The 15277-nt window shown below is 67.1% G+C and carries 20 protein-coding genes; 11 read left to right on the top strand and 9 right to left on the bottom strand.

Going from position 1 to position 15277, the window contains the following annotated elements; all coding sequences use genetic code 11:
- Positions 1-270 precede the first annotated feature (270 nt).
- Both ACYQML_RS09030 and ACYQML_RS09025 read left to right on the top strand, forming a co-directional pair.
- Complete coding sequence (locus tag ACYQML_RS09030) at positions 271-999, top strand: pyrimidine 5'-nucleotidase (protein ID WP_461235352.1); 729 nt, start codon at positions 271-273, stop codon at positions 997-999.
- On the top strand, positions 996-1415 hold the full coding sequence (locus tag ACYQML_RS09025) for a metallopeptidase family protein (protein ID WP_461235351.1): 420 nt from the start codon (positions 996-998) through the stop codon (positions 1413-1415). Before ACYQML_RS09030 ends, ACYQML_RS09025 begins: the two co-directional genes overlap by 4 nt.
- Positions 1416-1444: 29 nt before the next feature.
- On the opposite strand, the gene ACYQML_RS09020 is transcribed toward ACYQML_RS09025, so the two are convergent.
- The 5 genes from ACYQML_RS09020 to ACYQML_RS09000 all read right to left on the bottom strand — a co-directional run bounded on the left by ACYQML_RS09020 (position 1445) and on the right by ACYQML_RS09000 (position 5389).
- Positions 1445-2719 carry a peptide ABC transporter permease gene (locus tag ACYQML_RS09020; RefSeq protein ID WP_461235698.1) on the bottom strand — a complete coding sequence of 425 codons (1275 nt, stop codon included), beginning with the start codon at positions 2717-2719 and terminating at the stop codon, positions 1445-1447.
- Positions 2720-2845: 126 nt separating this feature from the next.
- Positions 2846-3364 carry a DUF2937 family protein gene (locus tag ACYQML_RS09015; RefSeq protein ID WP_461229319.1) on the bottom strand — a complete coding sequence of 173 codons (519 nt, stop codon included), beginning with the start codon at positions 3362-3364 and terminating at the stop codon, positions 2846-2848.
- A 61-nt stretch (positions 3365-3425) separates the two neighbouring features.
- Positions 3426-3692 carry a hypothetical protein gene (locus tag ACYQML_RS09010; RefSeq protein ID WP_461235350.1) on the bottom strand — a complete coding sequence of 89 codons (267 nt, stop codon included), beginning with the start codon at positions 3690-3692 and terminating at the stop codon, positions 3426-3428.
- Positions 3693-3696: 4 nt separating this feature from the next.
- Positions 3697-4704, bottom strand: a complete 1008-nt coding sequence (locus ACYQML_RS09005; protein ID WP_461235349.1) for a WD40 repeat domain-containing protein — start codon at positions 4702-4704, stop codon at positions 3697-3699.
- A 13-nt stretch (positions 4705-4717) separates the two neighbouring features.
- Entirely contained in the window at positions 4718-5389 is a 672-nt protein-coding gene (locus tag ACYQML_RS09000; RefSeq protein ID WP_056432017.1) for a YoaK family protein, read from the bottom strand.
- Positions 5390-5615: 226 nt separating this feature from the next.
- On the opposite strand from ACYQML_RS09000, the gene ACYQML_RS08995 reads away from it, so the two are divergent.
- The 3 genes from ACYQML_RS08995 (at position 5616) to ACYQML_RS08985 (ending at position 7746) form a co-directional block, all read left to right on the top strand.
- On the top strand, positions 5616-6044 hold the full coding sequence (locus ACYQML_RS08995; protein ID WP_056432015.1) for a response regulator: 429 nt from the start codon (positions 5616-5618) through the stop codon (positions 6042-6044).
- 38 nt (positions 6045-6082) lie between these two features.
- Positions 6083-6466, top strand: a complete 384-nt coding sequence (locus tag ACYQML_RS08990) for a hypothetical protein (protein ID WP_056432009.1) — start codon at positions 6083-6085, stop codon at positions 6464-6466.
- 200 nt (positions 6467-6666) lie between these two features.
- Entirely contained in the window at positions 6667-7746 is a 1080-nt protein-coding gene (locus ACYQML_RS08985; RefSeq protein ID WP_461235348.1) for an ROK family protein, read from the top strand.
- Between the two features lie 48 nt (positions 7747-7794).
- Here the strand turns inward: ACYQML_RS08985 and ACYQML_RS08980 are convergent, their stop codons facing one another.
- From ACYQML_RS08980 to ACYQML_RS08965, 4 genes are all read right to left on the bottom strand, one after another.
- Complete coding sequence (locus tag ACYQML_RS08980; protein WP_056432005.1) at positions 7795-8463, bottom strand: DUF2939 domain-containing protein; 669 nt, start codon at positions 8461-8463, stop codon at positions 7795-7797.
- Entirely contained in the window at positions 8460-9038 is a 579-nt protein-coding gene (locus tag ACYQML_RS08975) for an RNA pyrophosphohydrolase (protein WP_461235347.1), read from the bottom strand. Before ACYQML_RS08975 ends, ACYQML_RS08980 begins: the two co-directional genes overlap by 4 nt.
- Before the next feature lie 67 nt (positions 9039-9105).
- On the bottom strand, positions 9106-9864 hold the full coding sequence (locus tag ACYQML_RS08970) for a phosphatase PAP2 family protein (protein WP_056432001.1): 759 nt from the start codon (positions 9862-9864) through the stop codon (positions 9106-9108).
- A gap of 13 nt (positions 9865-9877) precedes the next feature.
- Positions 9878-10453, bottom strand: a complete 576-nt coding sequence (locus tag ACYQML_RS08965) for a 2'-5' RNA ligase family protein (protein ID WP_461235346.1) — start codon at positions 10451-10453, stop codon at positions 9878-9880.
- A 105-nt stretch (positions 10454-10558) separates the two neighbouring features.
- Between ACYQML_RS08965 and ACYQML_RS08960 the strand changes: the two genes are divergently transcribed.
- From ACYQML_RS08960 to ACYQML_RS08935, 6 genes are all read left to right on the top strand, one after another.
- Complete coding sequence (locus tag ACYQML_RS08960) at positions 10559-11536, top strand: glutathione S-transferase family protein (RefSeq protein WP_461235345.1); 978 nt, start codon at positions 10559-10561, stop codon at positions 11534-11536.
- A 1-nt stretch (position 11537) separates the two neighbouring features.
- Positions 11538-12095: a hypothetical protein gene (locus ACYQML_RS08955; protein ID WP_419951059.1), complete on the top strand. Its 558-nt coding sequence runs from the start codon at positions 11538-11540 to the stop codon at positions 12093-12095.
- Between the two features lie 155 nt (positions 12096-12250).
- Positions 12251-13180 (top strand): tetratricopeptide repeat protein, encoded by a 930-nt coding sequence (locus ACYQML_RS08950; RefSeq protein WP_461235344.1) that lies wholly within the window; start codon positions 12251-12253, stop codon positions 13178-13180.
- A gap of 28 nt (positions 13181-13208) precedes the next feature.
- On the top strand, positions 13209-13877 hold the full coding sequence (locus tag ACYQML_RS08945; RefSeq protein ID WP_056431988.1) for an LON peptidase substrate-binding domain-containing protein: 669 nt from the start codon (positions 13209-13211) through the stop codon (positions 13875-13877).
- A gap of 26 nt (positions 13878-13903) precedes the next feature.
- Positions 13904-14110 (top strand): Trm112 family protein, encoded by a 207-nt coding sequence (locus tag ACYQML_RS08940; protein ID WP_056431985.1) that lies wholly within the window; start codon positions 13904-13906, stop codon positions 14108-14110.
- 8 nt (positions 14111-14118) lie between these two features.
- The gene (locus tag ACYQML_RS08935; RefSeq protein ID WP_461235343.1) at positions 14119-15108 is read left to right on the top strand and encodes an asparaginase; all 990 of its coding nucleotides are present in this window, start codon (positions 14119-14121) and stop codon (positions 15106-15108) included.
- The last annotated feature ends 169 nt before the right edge of the window (positions 15109-15277 follow it).

Raw genomic sequence — 15277 nt, 5'->3', positions numbered from 1 at the left:
GCTACCCATCCTGCCCGTGACCGTGATCGACCATGCATGACGGAGGCTTTCAGAGGCATGTTACGCAAATCAACGTTGCAACATTCCTACCGTTTCCTTCGCTCCGCATTCGTTATTCAGCCAGTTCAGGCGCGACATGCAACTCGGCCATCCCGCTGCCGCACGTGGCCGAATGGCAGCGCTTCCTTTCGCAAGGCACAATTTCATCGTAACCAGGGACGATCGTCCTCGGTCACCACCGTCCCCCGTCTCGAACCCCGTTCAGCCCCCTTGTTCCTTCCCGGTGAAAGCCATCTCTCCAGCGCGGGCTCCCGCGGCTTCTCGACCATCGACACCTGGGTGTTCGATCTCGACAACACGCTCTATCCGAGCGACGCGCGGGTCTGGCCGCAGGTCGACGAGCGGATCACGCTCTACGTCATGCAGCTCTACGGCCTCGACGGGATCTCGGCGCGGGCGCTGCAGAAGCATTTCTATCATCGCTACGGCACCACGCTGAAAGCCCTGATGGTGGAGGAGAAGGTCGACCCCTACCATTTCCTCGATTTCGCCCACGACATCGACCATTCGACGATCCGCCTCGACGCGGCCTTGGGCGACGCCATCGAGCAATTGCCGGGCCGCAAGCTGATCCTCACCAACGGCTCCCGGCGCCATGCCGAGAACGTGGCGGCGAAGCTCGGCATCCTCGACCATTTCGAGGACGTGTTCGACATCGCCGCAGCCGATTTCATCCCGAAGCCCGAGCGCTCCACCTATGAGCGGTTCCTCGACCGGCACGGGGTCGATCCGCACCGGTCGGCCTTGTTCGAGGACATCGCCCGCAACCTCGTCGTGCCCCACTATCTCGGGATGGCGACGGTCCTCGTCGTTCCCCGCACCATCGATCCGTTCCGCGAGGCGTTCGAGCAGGAGGCGGTGAAGGAGCCGCATATCGACCACATCACCAACGATCTCGCCGCCTTCCTGAACGAGCGGGTCCTCCCGGCGATCCGATGAGCGAAGCCGTTCAGGACTGGTCAGAGGTCAGGTCACCCTCCCTCGACGATGTGGAGATCCTGGCACGGGACGCCCTCGGCCGCCTGCCCGCCACGTTCCTTGCCCTGTGCGAAGGCGTGACGGTCCATGTCGAGGATTTCCCCGACGACGAGACCCTGAGCGAGATGGGATGCGAGAGCGAATTCGACCTGCTCGGCCTGTTCCGGGGGATCGGCCTCGCCCAGAGCGGCGAGACGGTGACCGGGCAGATGCACAACCGGGTCTGGCTCTACCGCAGGCCGCTGCTCGATTACTGGGCCGAGCACGAGGAGACCCTCGGTCACCTCGTCACCCATGTCCTCGTCCACGAAATCGGGCACCATATGGGCCTGTCCGACGACGACATGACCGCCATTGAAGCGGCGGCGGAAGGCTGAGGCTCGAATGCTGCGGCCGCCCGCTCCGGTCAATCGTCGTTGGCGGGGCGCGGGCTCGCGGCGCGCGGCCTGAGCAGGCTGGCCTTGGGACGACGCGTGCGGAACTGCCCGCGCTCCACGGCGATGAAGACCAGCACCGTGATCGTCAGCGTCGTGATCCACCAGATCGCCGTCAGGCCGACGCCGATACAGGCGATGGTGAAGGCGCTGGCGAAGATGGCCATCGCACCCGGTGCGATGGCGCCGGGCGCGGCGGCGGTGGCCGAGCGCCCGCTATGCCGGATCGCTGCGTGGAGGGCGAAGGCGGCGGCGAAGGCGCCCACGATCCCGAGTTCGTACCAGAGTTCGAACAGCATCGTCGTCGGGGCATTGCTCGGAAGCAGGTTCACGAACCGGCCGCGCGAGGCGGTCTCGAACCCGTGCCCGGTCACGAGGCGGACCGGCTCGGTGGTCACGACCTTCTGCCACGCCTTGATGGTCAAAACGCCGGGGGCCGTCGGACCGAAGACGACGATCCCGATGGGCCGGGCGATGAACGGCAGGAAAGGCGCGCTCACCAGCAGGCCACCGCAGATCAGGGCCACGGCCCGCACGCCGACGAGCGGACGGTAGGTGGTGAGCAGAAACGCCACCGCGCCGACGGCGAGGGCCAGGATCTGCGTGACGTTGGAGGAGAAAGAGAGGGCGACCGCCACGAGGATGGCCGTGCCGAGGGCTTCGAGGTCGCGCCCGCGTGAGCGCAGCCACGCCACGGAGGGCCAGACCAGCAGAGCGAGGAGCGTGAGGCCGCGATCCACCGAGCTCTGATCTTCGGGCATGTTGCGCAGGAGCGTATCCCCGAACAGGCCGAACAGGATGGAGACGATGGATGCGGCGATGACGCCCAGCGGCAGCAGATAGAGATTGGCCGAGCGCATCCGGTCCGGCAGCGCGAGATAGGCGGCCAGAGTCATCAGGATGGTGGCGATGACATTGAGCAGGCGCTCCGTCGCCGGGCCGAGGAACGGCGTCCAGACGAGGGACAGGGCCGACCACAGGATGACCAGCCCACCGGCGAGGAACGTCGGGGATGTCAGCATCCGCGTCGCCGTCAGCCGGAGCGGCCGCTGTTTCCCGTCGATGGCGCTGGCGATGACGATGAGTGCGATGGCGATGGGCGCCAGGATCACGGTGGCGCGGCGGGCCACCTGCGCGGCCACCGGAAGCAGCACGAACAGGCCGAAGAAGCCGACCCGCCGCAGCAGGGCCGCGGCGTCGAGGGCCGGGTCGATGGGGGGTCGTGACGTGGTCGCGCGGGGGGGCATGGTGCGATTGCAGCCGTTCAACGGCGCCACGAGTCCATCCGTGCGCTACCGGTCGAGTCGTAGTCCACGGCGCGGACATTCGCTGTAGATGCCATGCAACACACGCGCTTCCTCCGCCGCGTGTATTCAGGCGGCCCTGGGTTGTCGCCGCGCCGGACTGAGCCGCCGTCCGACATCCGTGAGCACGCGCCAGCCCGCCCAGGTCGCCAGAAATCCGAGGAGGCCGGCGATGATCCCGTCGGCGCTCGCCGGAACGGCGGGCACGTAATCCTGGTAGGTGGCGCGGGCCAGGGACATGTCGGGGTCGCGCAGCAGCGCCGCGAAGCGTCCCAGGGGCCCGCTTGCCTCCGTCAGGGCCCGCTTCTGCGCATCGAGATGCGCGAGGCGCTCGATATCCGCGCGGGCGGCTTCGCCGCGGCGGGCCACCAGGGTGTCGCCGTTGCCGCGCAGGCGGTCGACGGCGCCCTGCCGGTCGGTCCCGCTCGCCGCCGCGTCGGCGTCGAGCGCGGCGAGGGAACGCCGCAACTCGTCGAGGGTGCCACCGAGCCGCTGCGCGTATTGCTGGGCGAATTCAGGCCCCTGCGCGGCGACGATGCCGCCGAGGAGGCCGAGGGCGAGGCCGAGGGTCCGGATCACACGAAGCACGATTCATCCCTCATGACGTCGTTCAGACAAAAGGCCGAGCCGCGCGGCGGTTCCCGGACGATCAGAGCACACCCGCCAGGGCGGTCTCGACCTCGGCGCGCGTCACCTCGGCCAGAGGCTTCTCCACCTTCGCGGCCTGGGTCTTCCGCCCCGGCAGCATGACGAGGATGATCGTTTCTAGGCCGGGACAGGAGGGGTCCGGGCAGAGGATCTCGTTCACCTTCACCACGCTCTCCGGCTCGACGAGGGCGCGGACCCACGATTCGACGTTGCGCCGGGCGGTATCGTCGGGCGGGTCACGCCGACGGCCGAAGCTGAGAAGTGCCATCGCCTCAACCCGGCAGCGTCAGGATGCCGGCCATGCCGTCCGCGCAGCCGAAAGCGAGCCGGCCGCCGCGCCCGTCCCAGGCCAAAGCCGAGATCGCCCCGCCCTTGGTGGCGGGCCGGACCAGGAGTTCGGAGGCATCGGCGAAGCGCACGAGCATGACGCAGCCATCCTCGTAGCCGATGGCGAGGACGAGGGCCTTGGGGTGGAACGCGACCCGCGTCACCCGGGCCGGGCGGATCCCGCATTCGCGCGGCGCCTTGCCGGTGGGGCCCTCCTTCGAATCGAACGGCCAGATGATGGCCGCCTCCGCTCCGCTGGTGGCGAGCCAGTTGCCGTCCCCGGACCAGCTCACCGAGCGGACCTTGCCGGGATAGCCCGACATCCGCATGTGGCCGCGATCGGGCTGGAGACGCCAACCATGGAGCGAGTTCTCCTGCATCGTGGTCACGACGAAACGGCCGTCGGGCGACCAGGTCACGTCGATATGGGAGCCCTTCCATTCCACGAAATCGGGCGTGGTTTCGAGATTCGGGTACCAGAGCGTCGCGCCGTTGTAATGCGCCACGGCGAGGCGGTAGCCCTTGGGCGCGAAGGCGAGGCCGCGTGCGGTGGATGGCGTCGCGAAGATTTTCTCGCGGCCCTTGGCATCGCGGGCGACGACGTTGCGACCGGCCGCGTAGGCGATCGCCCCGTCGGGATGAAGCGCCAGGGCGTCGATCCAGGCGCCGCCCTTGGCGACGGCGACTTGCGTCATGTCACCGTCCGCCGCCGTGGCCACGATGCGGCCATCGTCACCACCCGTCACGATCCGGCGGCCATCTCCGGACGCCACGAGGATGCCGGCCTCGGGATGGGCCTCGACGCGCCGGGTCGTCTCTGGGCCGACCAGCAGCACGGCCCCGTCACCCAGCGCCAGCGCCAGCACATCCTTCAGCCAGACCGCACCCGTGACATGGGCGCCGGCCTCCAGCGGGACGACATGATCGAAGAGTGTCGGAGCGCTCACGCTCATCGGTGAAAACCTCTCAGGTCGCGGATGCGGCGTCCGGCGCCGATCTCACGACGGTCATGACCGTCGCGACCAGGGCGAGACAACCGGCGATACCGGCGGGAATGGCGAGGGCATACAACGCGAAGCGGCCATAGGCGACCGTTCCGGCCAGCGAACCGCAGAGCAGCGAGAGCCAGACGAGCCCGTCACCGACCCAGCCGAAGCGCGGGCCGCGCCCCGCCAGGGCGGTGGCGAGTTTCTGCCCGGTGCTGAACAGCGCCCCGGTGACGAAGGTGGTGCCGGCCCGGAATCCCTGGACATGGGCGAGAACCGCATTCTGCGCGCCCATGGCGAGGGCGAGAAGCAGCGAGGCGTGGCCGGGACCGGGATCCTCCACCGCCGTCAGATAGGCGCCGGACACGAGGACGGTCTCGAAGCCGAGGAGGACCGGCGTGCTCCACCGCGCCGGGGTCAACGCCGAGAGACCGCCGCCGCACAGGGCGCCGAGGACGAAGGCAGCGATCAGGAGACCCGGCAGGATCGCCAGAAACGGCGTGTCGCGCCCCAGCGCCACGGCGAACTGGGTCGTGTTGCCGCTCATGAACGACGTATAGAAGCCGCCGAGCCGGATGAACCCGAGCGCGTCCACGTAGCCGGCCAGGGCCGTGAGGATGAGGCCGAAGCCCAGATGCCAGGAACGGCTCATGACAGGGACCGGCTCATTTCCGAGACCGGCTCATGGCAGCGCGCGCCTGCCCGGTGCCCCGTTCCGTCCCGGGACGACCGGTACCGGTCCGGTAGGGTTAAGGCATTGCTTACCAAGTCCGCGCAATTCGAATGAACGGGATCGAACATCGAAGCCGTGAGCCCCGTTGGTGTGACGATCCGGCGTCGGAATGGTCATTCCAAGCCGGGTGAGTTGGAGTTGCGTCATGATCCCTGTCGCTTACGCTGCCTTTGCGGTGCCGAACTTCGCCTCCGTGCGCGGAGCCGAAACCGTCCTCGTGGTGGAGGATGAAGCCATGGTGTGCGAGCTGGCCGTCGAGGCCCTTATCGACGAAGGCTATCGCGTTCTGAGTGCCGCCGATGCCGAAGAGGCCGAGGACATCCTGGCGCGTGAACGCATCGACCTGCTCTTCACCGATATCGATTTGGCCCGCAACACCAACGGCCTCACCCTGGCCCGTCATGCGCGGCGCCTGCGCCCGAACCTTCCGGTCATCTACACCTCGGGTGGTCGCGGAAGCCTGTCGCAGGCGGATGCGGTAGCGGAATCAATCTTCGTGCCGAAACCCTATCGGCCGAGCCAACTCATTGCCCTCGCCAACGGCCTGCTGCGCCGTTTCCCCCATTACGCCTGAGCGCCTTCCGCGCCCGCCTACTTGGAGCCCCATTCCCCATGCGCACCCTTCTCGCCACCGCCCTCGTCCTCTTCGGCACGACGCTCAGCGCCTACACGACGGGGAACGCGAAGGCCGCGTGCGACGTGAAGGGAGCGAAGCTGGAAGAGGCCATCGCGGGCAAGACCGAGCTCCGCGAGACGGCCAACAAACAGGCCGTGCGCGACTTGCGCACCCTGCGCGACGCCGCGATCATCCTGGAAACGTACAAGTACGAGAGCGAATGCGATCGTCTCGTCACGATCATCAAGGCGCTGGCCGCCAATCCCGAGAAGGCGATCGAGCAGAGCGGCGATACGGACGAGGAGAAGGCGGAGGACCTGATGGAGGCCCGCCAGCCGAAGGCGCCGACCGGTGAGGCCGCGCCCGCCAAGCCCAAATGACCGCCTTCCCTCGTAAGGGCCGTTCCCGCAGGTAGAACCTCTGTGACAGGGCCCCCGAGGGAACGGACCTGCGACAAGAATGCTTGCATCGCTGGTCATTCCGCTTCGATGCGGCGGACCAGCGGTGGCCGGGTCTCCACGAGGGCGATCTCGAGCCCCCGCACGTTTCCTTCGTCTTTGGTGAAAAGGATCGATCGAGCATGGGCACCGATACGGCAACGCGCGGATCGAGCATCTCTCACGCGTCGAACGATCTGCCCTCGGTCGTCCTCGACGATTACAATATCGAACTGAAGAACGGAGAGGGCTTCGTCGGCGATCGCGTGTCGAAGGCGGCGTTCCGGGATCTCATCGAGGATTGGCGGGAAAAGCTGCGCAAGCTCGGCCCCGATCCGCTGGGGGCGAAAGCGAGCCACGATTTCAGCAAGCGGCGTCTCGACGATCTGCTGATCGACGGCCCTCCGCTCGCCGCCGGTGTAGTCTTCGGCGCGGTCGAGGAATTCGCGCAGGAGTTCGCCACCGTGGTGCGGCGCTTTCTCCGCCAGAAGGGGTGGCGCGATACGCAGAGCATCGTCGTGGGCGGAGGTTTCAGCGACAGTCTCGCGGGACGTCTGGCCATCGACCGAGCCAGCGTGATCCTCCGGGCCGGCGGCCTCAACCTGAAGCTCGAACCGATCCGCCATCATCCCGACGAGGCGGGGCTGATCGGAGCCGTGCACCTCGCGCCATCCTGGATCTTTTCGGGCTACGACAGCCTCCTGGCCGTCGATATCGGCGGGAGCAACATCAGGGCCGGAGTCGTCTCCACGAACCTGAAGAAGGCCTCCGACCTGTCACGCGCGGAAATCTGGCGCTCGGAACTCTGGCGTCACCGCGACGAGGATCCGGCTCCAAGCCGTGACGAGGCGGTGGACCGGCTGATCGCGATGCTGAACGACCTGATCTCGCGGGCGGAGCGATCGCGCCTGAAGCTCGCGCCGTTCATCGGCGTAGGGTGCCCCGGCGTCATCGCCGCCGACGGGACCATCGAACGCGGCGGTCAGAACCTTCCCGGAAATTGGGAGAGCAGCCGCTTCAACCTTACCGAGCGGCTCGTCGAGGCGATCCCCACCATCGGCGATCATGACACCATGGTGCTCATGCACAACGACGCCGTGGTGCAGGGCCTGTCGGCCATGTCGGACATGACCGACGTCGCGCGGTGGGGCGTCCTCACCATCGGTACCGGCCTCGGCAATGCCCGCTTCACCAACCGCCGGCTTCCCGACACGGTGCATTGAAGAGACGGACCGTCCGGACCCGCACCGATCGGGCATCGAGGCGATGCCCTAGGGAGAAGAAGCTGGCGCGGCATCCTGGTCGGGCCGGTTCCGGGCACGGGCGACCTTGCTGGCGATGCGGTTCCGCAGCTCGCTCGGTAGTTCGATCTCGACCAGCCGCCACGACCATCCACGCAGGCGAAGGCGCAGGCGGAACCGCTGCGCCCGTGGCGCTTCGGGGGGTACGGCGATGACGAGGGCACGAAACCCCCGCATGTCGGAGGCGAAGTAGTACGGGACCAGCCGGAAGATCGTCTCGATCTTCAACCCGGCGGCGCTGCTTGCGTGCTCGGCCTTCAACCACGCCCCATCCCCACCGAGGGGGCCGAGATCGAGGGATTGAGGAATGCCGTCATCGAGAAGGTCGATGACCGACTGTGCCGTGACCAGGGATTCGGTCAAGGGTTCGGCGAGGGCCGCAGCGGCCTCGATCAGTCTCTGTTTGTCCGGGGAGAGTGGGACCTCGGCACCGGCCTCGCCGCGCGGCTGAGCGGCCGCTGCCGAAACCTGCCGGATCATGGATTGGCGCAGGGTGCGGAAATTGACGTGCCGCTCGACATAGCCGACGTCCCGCGCCTGCACGGCCCGGGCAAGGTCGTAGAGCATCCAGAACGGCGTCAGCGTATAGACGAACCACGCCAGAACCAGGGAAACCGGGATCCACCACAATCGCGTCATTGCGACGGAGCGGCCCTCTGTGCCTGTTCGCTCCAACCGGCGTGGCCCGCGAATTCCGCGATCACGGCCTCGTAGACCGGGCGTTTGAACGGCACGATGAGATCGGGCAGTCCGGCCATGGGCTCCCAGCGCCAGGCATCGAATTCCGATTTGTGGAGACCGCCGCCAGGTGAAATCACGTCGATCTCGGTCTCCGGCCCGACGAGACCGAAGGCGAACCACTTCTGCGTCTGTCCGCGATAACGGCCCTTCCAGGCCTGTTTCAGCACGGCCGGCGGCAGGTCGTAGGCGAGCCAGCCGGACGATTCTGCCAGAAGCGTGACGGAACCGGGCGAGACGTTGGTCTCCTCGTGAAGCTCACGCAGCGCAGCCGCCAGTGGGGCCTCCCCTTCGTCGATCCCTCCCTGCGGCATCTGCCAGGCGAGGTTGCCGTCGACATGTTCCGGCCCCGCCTCCTTGCGACGACGGCCGACGAAGACGCCGCCTTTCGGGGCGATCAGCATGATCCCGACGCAGGGCCGGTACGGCAGGTCGAGTGCGAGGTCGGGGGTGGGGAGGTTCATGCGCGGGACCATAGGTCAGGGGATCGATGGGCCGCAATGCGCCACGCCGTCGTTCGACGCGTCAAAGCACGGAAGGCTGTCATCCGGGAGGCGGATCGGGGGCCTCGACCTCTCCCTTGCGCTGGAGAATGAGCGCGACGAACCAGCAGAGCGAGGCCCATGCCGCGCCGATGCACCAGCCGGCGAGCACGTCGCTCGGCCAGTGAACGCCGAGATAGATCCGGCTGGCGCCGACCAGGAGCGTCATCCCGACGCCGACGATGAGGACCAGCACCTTCACGGACCGGTTCGGATCGACGCGGGCGAGAAGCGACGCCAGGGTGAGGTAGGCGATCGCCGACATCATCGCGTGGCCGCTGGGGAAGCTCGCGGTGAACACGTCCATGCCGTGGGGGACGAGATCCGGCCGGGGCCGGTGATAGAACATCTTGAGCACGGTGGAGACGAGGAGCCCCCCGCCGATGGCGCCCAGAACGAAGACGGCGATGCGGTGCCGGCGGGTGGTGGCGAGATAGGCCACCGCGCTCAGCGTGACGAAGGTGATGGTGAAGACGCTCCCCAGGCCGGTGATGTCGCGCATGGTCTCCTCCAGCCATCGCGGTCCGATCGGGTCGGACAGGTCGGCCGGGTTGCGCAGGGCCAGAAGGATCTTGCGGTCGAGGGCGGCCGTGGATCCCTCCCCCACCTCGTCGGCGAGATAGAAGAAGCCGTAGCCGAGACAACTCACGCCGAGCAGGGCCACCAGGGGGCCGACCTCGTTGAGGCGAAGACGCAGCCACAGGGCGGTGGCCCGGTCGAAGAGCGGATGGTTGAGATAGGTCGGAAGCGGAGCCTTCATGGTGCGGCCTTCATCATCCGTTCGTCCTTCGATCGATTTCCACGCCCGAAGGCGAACTTGCCCACCCGAAGGCGAAGCGTCCCTGCTGTTGCCATGGTCCGCCAAGGTAACGCCAGAGCAGAAGCCCCGTCGCGGTGAAACGGAACGGCTCGAAATCCCGTTCCAGCGACCGATGCAGGGCACGCGCGGCCTCCGGCGAAACCTTGTTCTGGATGGTGACGTGGGGCCTCCAGCCCTGTCGATCCTGCGCGGTCAATGCATCGCCGTAACGCCGGGCGATGCCGTCCCTGACCGAGGCGAGGACGTCGGAGGCAAGCGTGAAGGCGACGCCGCGCCCGAGGAAGCGCAGACCGGTCACCTCTACGACGACCGGCGGCTCGGCGGCCGTCAGTTCGGCGAGCGTCCTCGAGATGCCCTCCTCCTCGGGGCCCGGCAGATGATGGAACAGGGTGGCATGGGCCGGGATATGGTTGAGCTTTTCCGGGAAATGCCGCCGCCTCAACCCGTCGAAATGCGCGAAGGCCGCCTTGTCCATCTCCAGCGTGAGGATAAGGGGATCGGATGTAGGGCCGCCGGGGGATTCGTTCATTCCCGCCAGATGGAGCGGGACGACGCGCAATCCAGTCGTCCGGCCCTACTCGGCGAAGATGCGTGGCCCATCTGAATCGAGCCAAGCACGGGAGAGGGATCGGGCATGGGACTTCTGGTCGACGGCGTCTGGCAGGACAAGTGGTACGACACCAAGGAGACCGGCGGCCGCTTCAAGCGAACCGACGCGAAGTTCCGCAACTGGGTCACAGCCGACGGCAAGCCGGGCCCGTCCGGCGAAGGCGGCTTTCCGGGCGAGGCCGGGCGCTATCACCTCTACGTCTCGCTCGCCTGCCCTTGGGCCCATCGCACGCTGATCGTCCGCGCACTGAAAGGTCTCGAGGACGCCATCTCCGTTTCGGTGGTCGATCCGCTGATGGGGCCGGACGGCTGGGTCTTCGGAGACACGCCGGGGGCGACCCCCGATACGGTGAACGGTGCGAGACGCCTCTATGAGGTCTACCTCGCGGCCGTGCCCGACTTCACCGGCCGGGTCACGGTGCCGATCCTATGGGACAAGCAGCACCGTACCATCGTGTCCAACGAATCCTCCGAGATCATCCGGATGCTGAACGACGCCTTCGGCGGGACTGGACCCGATCTCTATCCGGAGGCGCTGCGCACCGAGATCGATGCAATCAACGCACGGGTCTACGACGCGGTGAATAACGGCGTGTACAAGGCCGGCTTCGCGACGAAGCAGGAGGCCTACGAGGAAGCCTTCGACGCCCTGTTCGCGGAACTCGATTCCCTCGACGAGCGCCTAGGCCGGGCGCGGTACCTGTGCGGCTCGGCGCTCACCGAGGCCGATATCCGTTTGTTCACGACCCTGGTGCGGTTCGACCCGGTCTATGTCGGCCACTTCAAGTGCAACCTGCGCCGGATCGCCGACTACCCGAACCTGTCGCACTACCTGCGCGACCTCTACGCCCTGCCGGGCGTCGCCGGGACCGTCGATCTCGTCCATATCAAGCGCCACTATTACGAGAGCCACCCGACCATCAACCCGACCGGCATCGTGCCGAAAGGCCCCGAACTCGATCTCGACGCGCCCAATGATCGCGCCTCGCGCTTCGGAGCCTGAGATGACGCGGTTCGACGCGATCGGCCCTCGACAGATCGAATGGGGGACATACATCTGCGTGATGACGACACGATCCTCTTTCCTCCGGCCCGCGACCCGCTCGAGCCTGCCCGGCCTCTGTCTGGCGCTTGCGATGGCGGTTCCTGCATCGGCCCAGACGGCGATCAAGCTAGAAGGCTCTTGCGAAAAGCTGATCGTCGCAGGGTTGGACATCACCCAGAACTGCAAGGACACGATGATGAACACCGTGTCCCGCAACCGGGCAAGCTTCGATTTCTCGGCATGGGATGGGCGCGGCCTGAGCTTCAGCGGCAGCGGCGCACAGCAGGAGCGCACCGAGGAGACCGACGCGCTTCAGCCGATCAACCTCGTTGTGCCGAGCGAGACGACCAGCGAAGGGGTGGTCCGTGGGCCGCTCGTCGCCGTCGGCTCCTGCAGCTTCAGCACGCCATCCGAGGGAAAGACCGCGATCACCTGCGAGGCGAATGCCGCCAAGGGTCGGTACGAGGCGCGGTTCGTCACCGATGCGAAGGCCCCGCCGACCGCACCCAAGCCCTGAGGCGGACGAGCCGTCCGGGTCTTGCATGGAGAAGCGGGATAGACGCGAAGGCGCTCTGGTCTCGCTGCGACATCGCGCCCATCTAGGGCTCGGTGATATGTGATCGGCGAGACCGGCCTCGTGCCGACGATCGGGCCGCTAGAGTTGAGGATGGCATGCTGAACGACGTTTCCACCGCCGGGGCGACCCCCGCCGGCGGCCCCCAGAACCTCATCAAGGATGTCACCTCCGCGACCTTCCGCGAAGAGGTGATCACCGCATCGATGACACAGCCGGTGCTGGTGGATTTCTGGGCCACGTGGTGCGGCCCGTGCAAGCAGCTGACGCCGCTGCTCGAGAAGGTGGTGAACGCCGCCAAGGGCGGGGTCATCCTGGCCAAGGTGAACATCGACGAGAATCCGGCGATCTGGAGCCAGATCAGCCAGCAGCTCGGGCTGCAATCGATCCCCGCCGTCATCGCCATCGACAAGGGGCGTCCCGTCGACGGTTTCGTCGGCGCGCTGCCGGAGAGCGAGATCAAGGAATTCATCGGCCGCCTCGCCGGTCCCGCTGGCCCGACGCCGGTGGAGGCGATGATGGCCGAGGCGGAGGTCGCGCTCGGTGAAGGCGATTTCGCCGGTGCGTCCGAGCTCTATGCCGCGGTTTTGGGTGAGGAGCCGGGAAATCTGGTGGCCCTCGCGGCGCTCGCGAAGATCCAGCTCGATGCCGGCGAGATCGCCAACGCCCGTCAGATCCTCGACATGGCGCCGCCGGAGAAAACCGGTGACCCGGTCCTCGCCGGCATCCGCGCGGCGGTGGAGCTCGCCGAACAGGCCGCGTCCCTCGGCGATCTCGGTGTCTTCCAGAAGCGCATCGCCGCCGACCCGGCCGATTTCCAGGCCCGGTTCGACTTCGCCCTCGGGCTCAACGGGCTCGGCAAGCGCGACGAGGCGGTGGACGAACTGATCGAGATCGAGCGCCGCGACAAGACCTGGAACGATGGCGCGGCGCGCAAGCAGCTGCTGACCTTCTTCGAGGCCTGGGGCTTGATGGACAAGGCCTCGATCCGCGGCCGGCGACGACTTTCGACGCTGGTCTTCGCGTGACGCAGAAACGCCAGGGCGGAGACAGGCGATGAGCACCCATTCGGGCTATAAAGGACCGGGCGATTGCCCCGGCGTCATCCCCGTCTTTCCTCTGCCCGGCGCTTTGCTGCTGCCTCGCGGACAGATGCCGCTGAACATCTTCGAACCGCGCTACCTCGCCATGGTGGACGACGCGCTGAGGACGGACCGGGTCATCGGCATGATCCAGCCCGACGTGGAGAGCGGATCGTCGCCGATGACGCCGAAGTTGTTCCGCGTCGGCTGCCTCGGCCGGATCACCCAGTTCGCCGAGACCGGCGATGGGCGCTACCTGATCTCGCTCACCGGGATCAGCCGGTTCCGCGTGGAGAGCGAGCTCGCCACCACCACCCGCTACCGCCGCTGCCAGGTCTCCTACGACGATTTCCTCAGCGATTTCGAACCGAGGGCCGGCGAAGAGGCAGTGGACCGCGAGGGCGTGCTGAAGGCGCTTCGGGACTTCGTCGAGGTCAACGACCTCAAGGTCGATTGGGCCGGGATCGACGAGGCGCCGAACGAAGCCCTCGTCAACGCCCTCTGCATGATGAGCCCGTTCGGCTCGCGAGAAAAACAGGCGATGCTGGAGGCGGCCGACCTCAAGACCCGCGCCGAGGTCTTGATTGCGGTGACCGAGATGGAGTTGGTGCGCGGATCGGGGTCCGAACCGACCCTGCAGTGACTCCGTTGACCCGAGGATAGGACACGATGGCAGACGAGATCCCCAACGCCGTGGAAGCCACGCGCGTCGACCCCAAGCTCCTCGAACTCCTGGTCTGCCCCCTGACCAAGCAGTCGCTCGAGTACGATTCCGCCCGCCAGGAGCTGATCAGCCGTTCGGCCAAGCTCGCCTATCCGATCCGTGATGGCATCCCGATCATGCTGCCCGAGGAAGCGCGGCCCCTGAACGATTGAGGCAAAAGGTGACGGACGTCGTTCTCCCCACCGTCGCCATCGTCGCCACAGGCGGCACCATCGCGATGAAAACCGACCCGGTGACCCATGCACCGGTGCCGGCTTTGTCCGGAGCCGACCTCGTCGCCGCCGCGCCGGGCCTGGAGAAGCTCGCGCGGATCACCGTGACGGAGTTCTCCAACATCCCGAGCGCGGAGATGGGCCCGGACCTGTGGCCCTCGCTGACACGGACCGTCGAGGGATTGCTCGGCGATCCGGAGATCGCCGGAGTCGTGGTCCTGCACGGGACCGACACCCTCGACACCACAGCCTATTTCCTCGATCTGACGCTGCGCAGCGACAAGCCGGTCGTCGTCATCGGCGCGCAGCGCAACGCCTCCGACCCCGACAGTGACGGGGCCCGCAACCTGCTCAATGCGGTGCGCCAGATCCTCACGCCCGCCGCCGCATCCCTTGGCGTGACGGTGACGCTCAACCACGCGATCAACGCCGCGCGTGAGGTGAGGAAGACCCACACCCACAATGTGGAGACCTTCCATTCGGGCGAGACCGGCTATCTCGGCACCATCGACGAGGATCGCGTGGTGATCCGCCGGACGCCCACGCGACGGCAGACCCTGCCGCTGCCCGAACGGCTCGCCAGAATCGCCATCGTGGCGATGTATGCCGGTGCCGATGGCAGCCAGATCCGCCATGCCGTGGAGAGCGGCGCGGAAGGGATCGTGGTGGCCGCCCTCGGCATGGGCAACGTCAATGCCGCGCTCCTCGATGCGATCAGGAGCGCCATCGCCCAGGGTGTCGGCATCGTCCTCGCCACCAAGCTGGAAAACGGCCGCGCCCTGCCCGTCTACGGCTTCCCCGGCGGCGGGAGCACCTTGAAGGCGGAGGGCGCCGTCTTCGCCGACGACTTGTCGCCGGACAAGGCCCGCGTGTTGGCCCTCCTCGCGCTCCCGATCACTCGGGACCGCGACGCGTTGCAGGCCTATTTCGATCGTTGAAACGAGCGTTCATCTGAGGTGCCGTCGCTCGGCACCGAAGCATTGCCAACATCGAAGCGATCCCGGCTTGGCTATAGTTTGCGCGCCATGTCACGCCGCGCCTGTTTTGTCCGCTCCCGCTCGACATTTCGCCTCAGCATTCGACACCATCTGCATACGAGAACGGCGA

The sequence above is a fragment of the Methylobacterium sp. CM6244 genome (genome assembly GCF_054817885.1).
Note: the sequence above shows the minus strand (reverse complement) of the source record. Positions and strands in the feature narration are given on the sequence as shown.

Bases quoted from the DNA above. Each gene is read 5' to 3' on its own strand.
- ACYQML_RS09010 (WP_461235350.1), bottom strand. From the start codon at position 3,692: ATGGCACTTCTCAGCTTCGGCCGTCGGCGTGACCCGCCCGACGATACC.
- ACYQML_RS08980 (WP_056432005.1), bottom strand. From the start codon at position 8,463: ATGACGCGATTGTGGTGGATCCCGGTTTCCCTGGTTCTGGCGTGGTTC.
- ACYQML_RS08955 (WP_419951059.1), top strand. From the start codon at position 11,538: ATGACGCGGTTCGACGCGATCGGCCCTCGACAGATCGAATGGGGGACA.
- ACYQML_RS08995 (WP_056432015.1), top strand. From the start codon at position 5,616: ATGATCCCTGTCGCTTACGCTGCCTTTGCGGTGCCGAACTTCGCCTCC.
- ACYQML_RS08965 (WP_461235346.1), bottom strand. From the start codon at position 10,453: ATGAACGAATCCCCCGGCGGCCCTACATCCGATCCCCTTATCCTCACG.
- ACYQML_RS08950 (WP_461235344.1), top strand. From the start codon at position 12,251: ATGCTGAACGACGTTTCCACCGCCGGGGCGACCCCCGCCGGCGGCCCC.
- ACYQML_RS09005 (WP_461235349.1), bottom strand. From the start codon at position 4,704: ATGAGCGTGAGCGCTCCGACACTCTTCGATCATGTCGTCCCGCTGGAG.
- ACYQML_RS09000 (WP_056432017.1), bottom strand. From the start codon at position 5,389: ATGAGCCGTTCCTGGCATCTGGGCTTCGGCCTCATCCTCACGGCCCTG.
- ACYQML_RS08960 (WP_461235345.1), top strand. From the start codon at position 10,559: ATGGGACTTCTGGTCGACGGCGTCTGGCAGGACAAGTGGTACGACACC.
- ACYQML_RS08970 (WP_056432001.1), bottom strand. From the start codon at position 9,864: ATGAAGGCTCCGCTTCCGACCTATCTCAACCATCCGCTCTTCGACCGG.
- ACYQML_RS09025 (WP_461235351.1), top strand. From the start codon at position 996: ATGAGCGAAGCCGTTCAGGACTGGTCAGAGGTCAGGTCACCCTCCCTC.
- ACYQML_RS08985 (WP_461235348.1), top strand. From the start codon at position 6,667: ATGGGCACCGATACGGCAACGCGCGGATCGAGCATCTCTCACGCGTCG.
- ACYQML_RS08975 (WP_461235347.1), bottom strand. From the start codon at position 9,038: ATGGTCCCGCGCATGAACCTCCCCACCCCCGACCTCGCACTCGACCTG.
- ACYQML_RS08945 (WP_056431988.1), top strand. From the start codon at position 13,209: ATGAGCACCCATTCGGGCTATAAAGGACCGGGCGATTGCCCCGGCGTC.
- ACYQML_RS08940 (WP_056431985.1), top strand. From the start codon at position 13,904: ATGGCAGACGAGATCCCCAACGCCGTGGAAGCCACGCGCGTCGACCCC.
- ACYQML_RS08990 (WP_056432009.1), top strand. From the start codon at position 6,083: ATGCGCACCCTTCTCGCCACCGCCCTCGTCCTCTTCGGCACGACGCTC.
- ACYQML_RS09020 (WP_461235698.1), bottom strand. From the start codon at position 2,719: ATGCCCCCCCGCGCGACCACGTCACGACCCCCCATCGACCCGGCCCTC.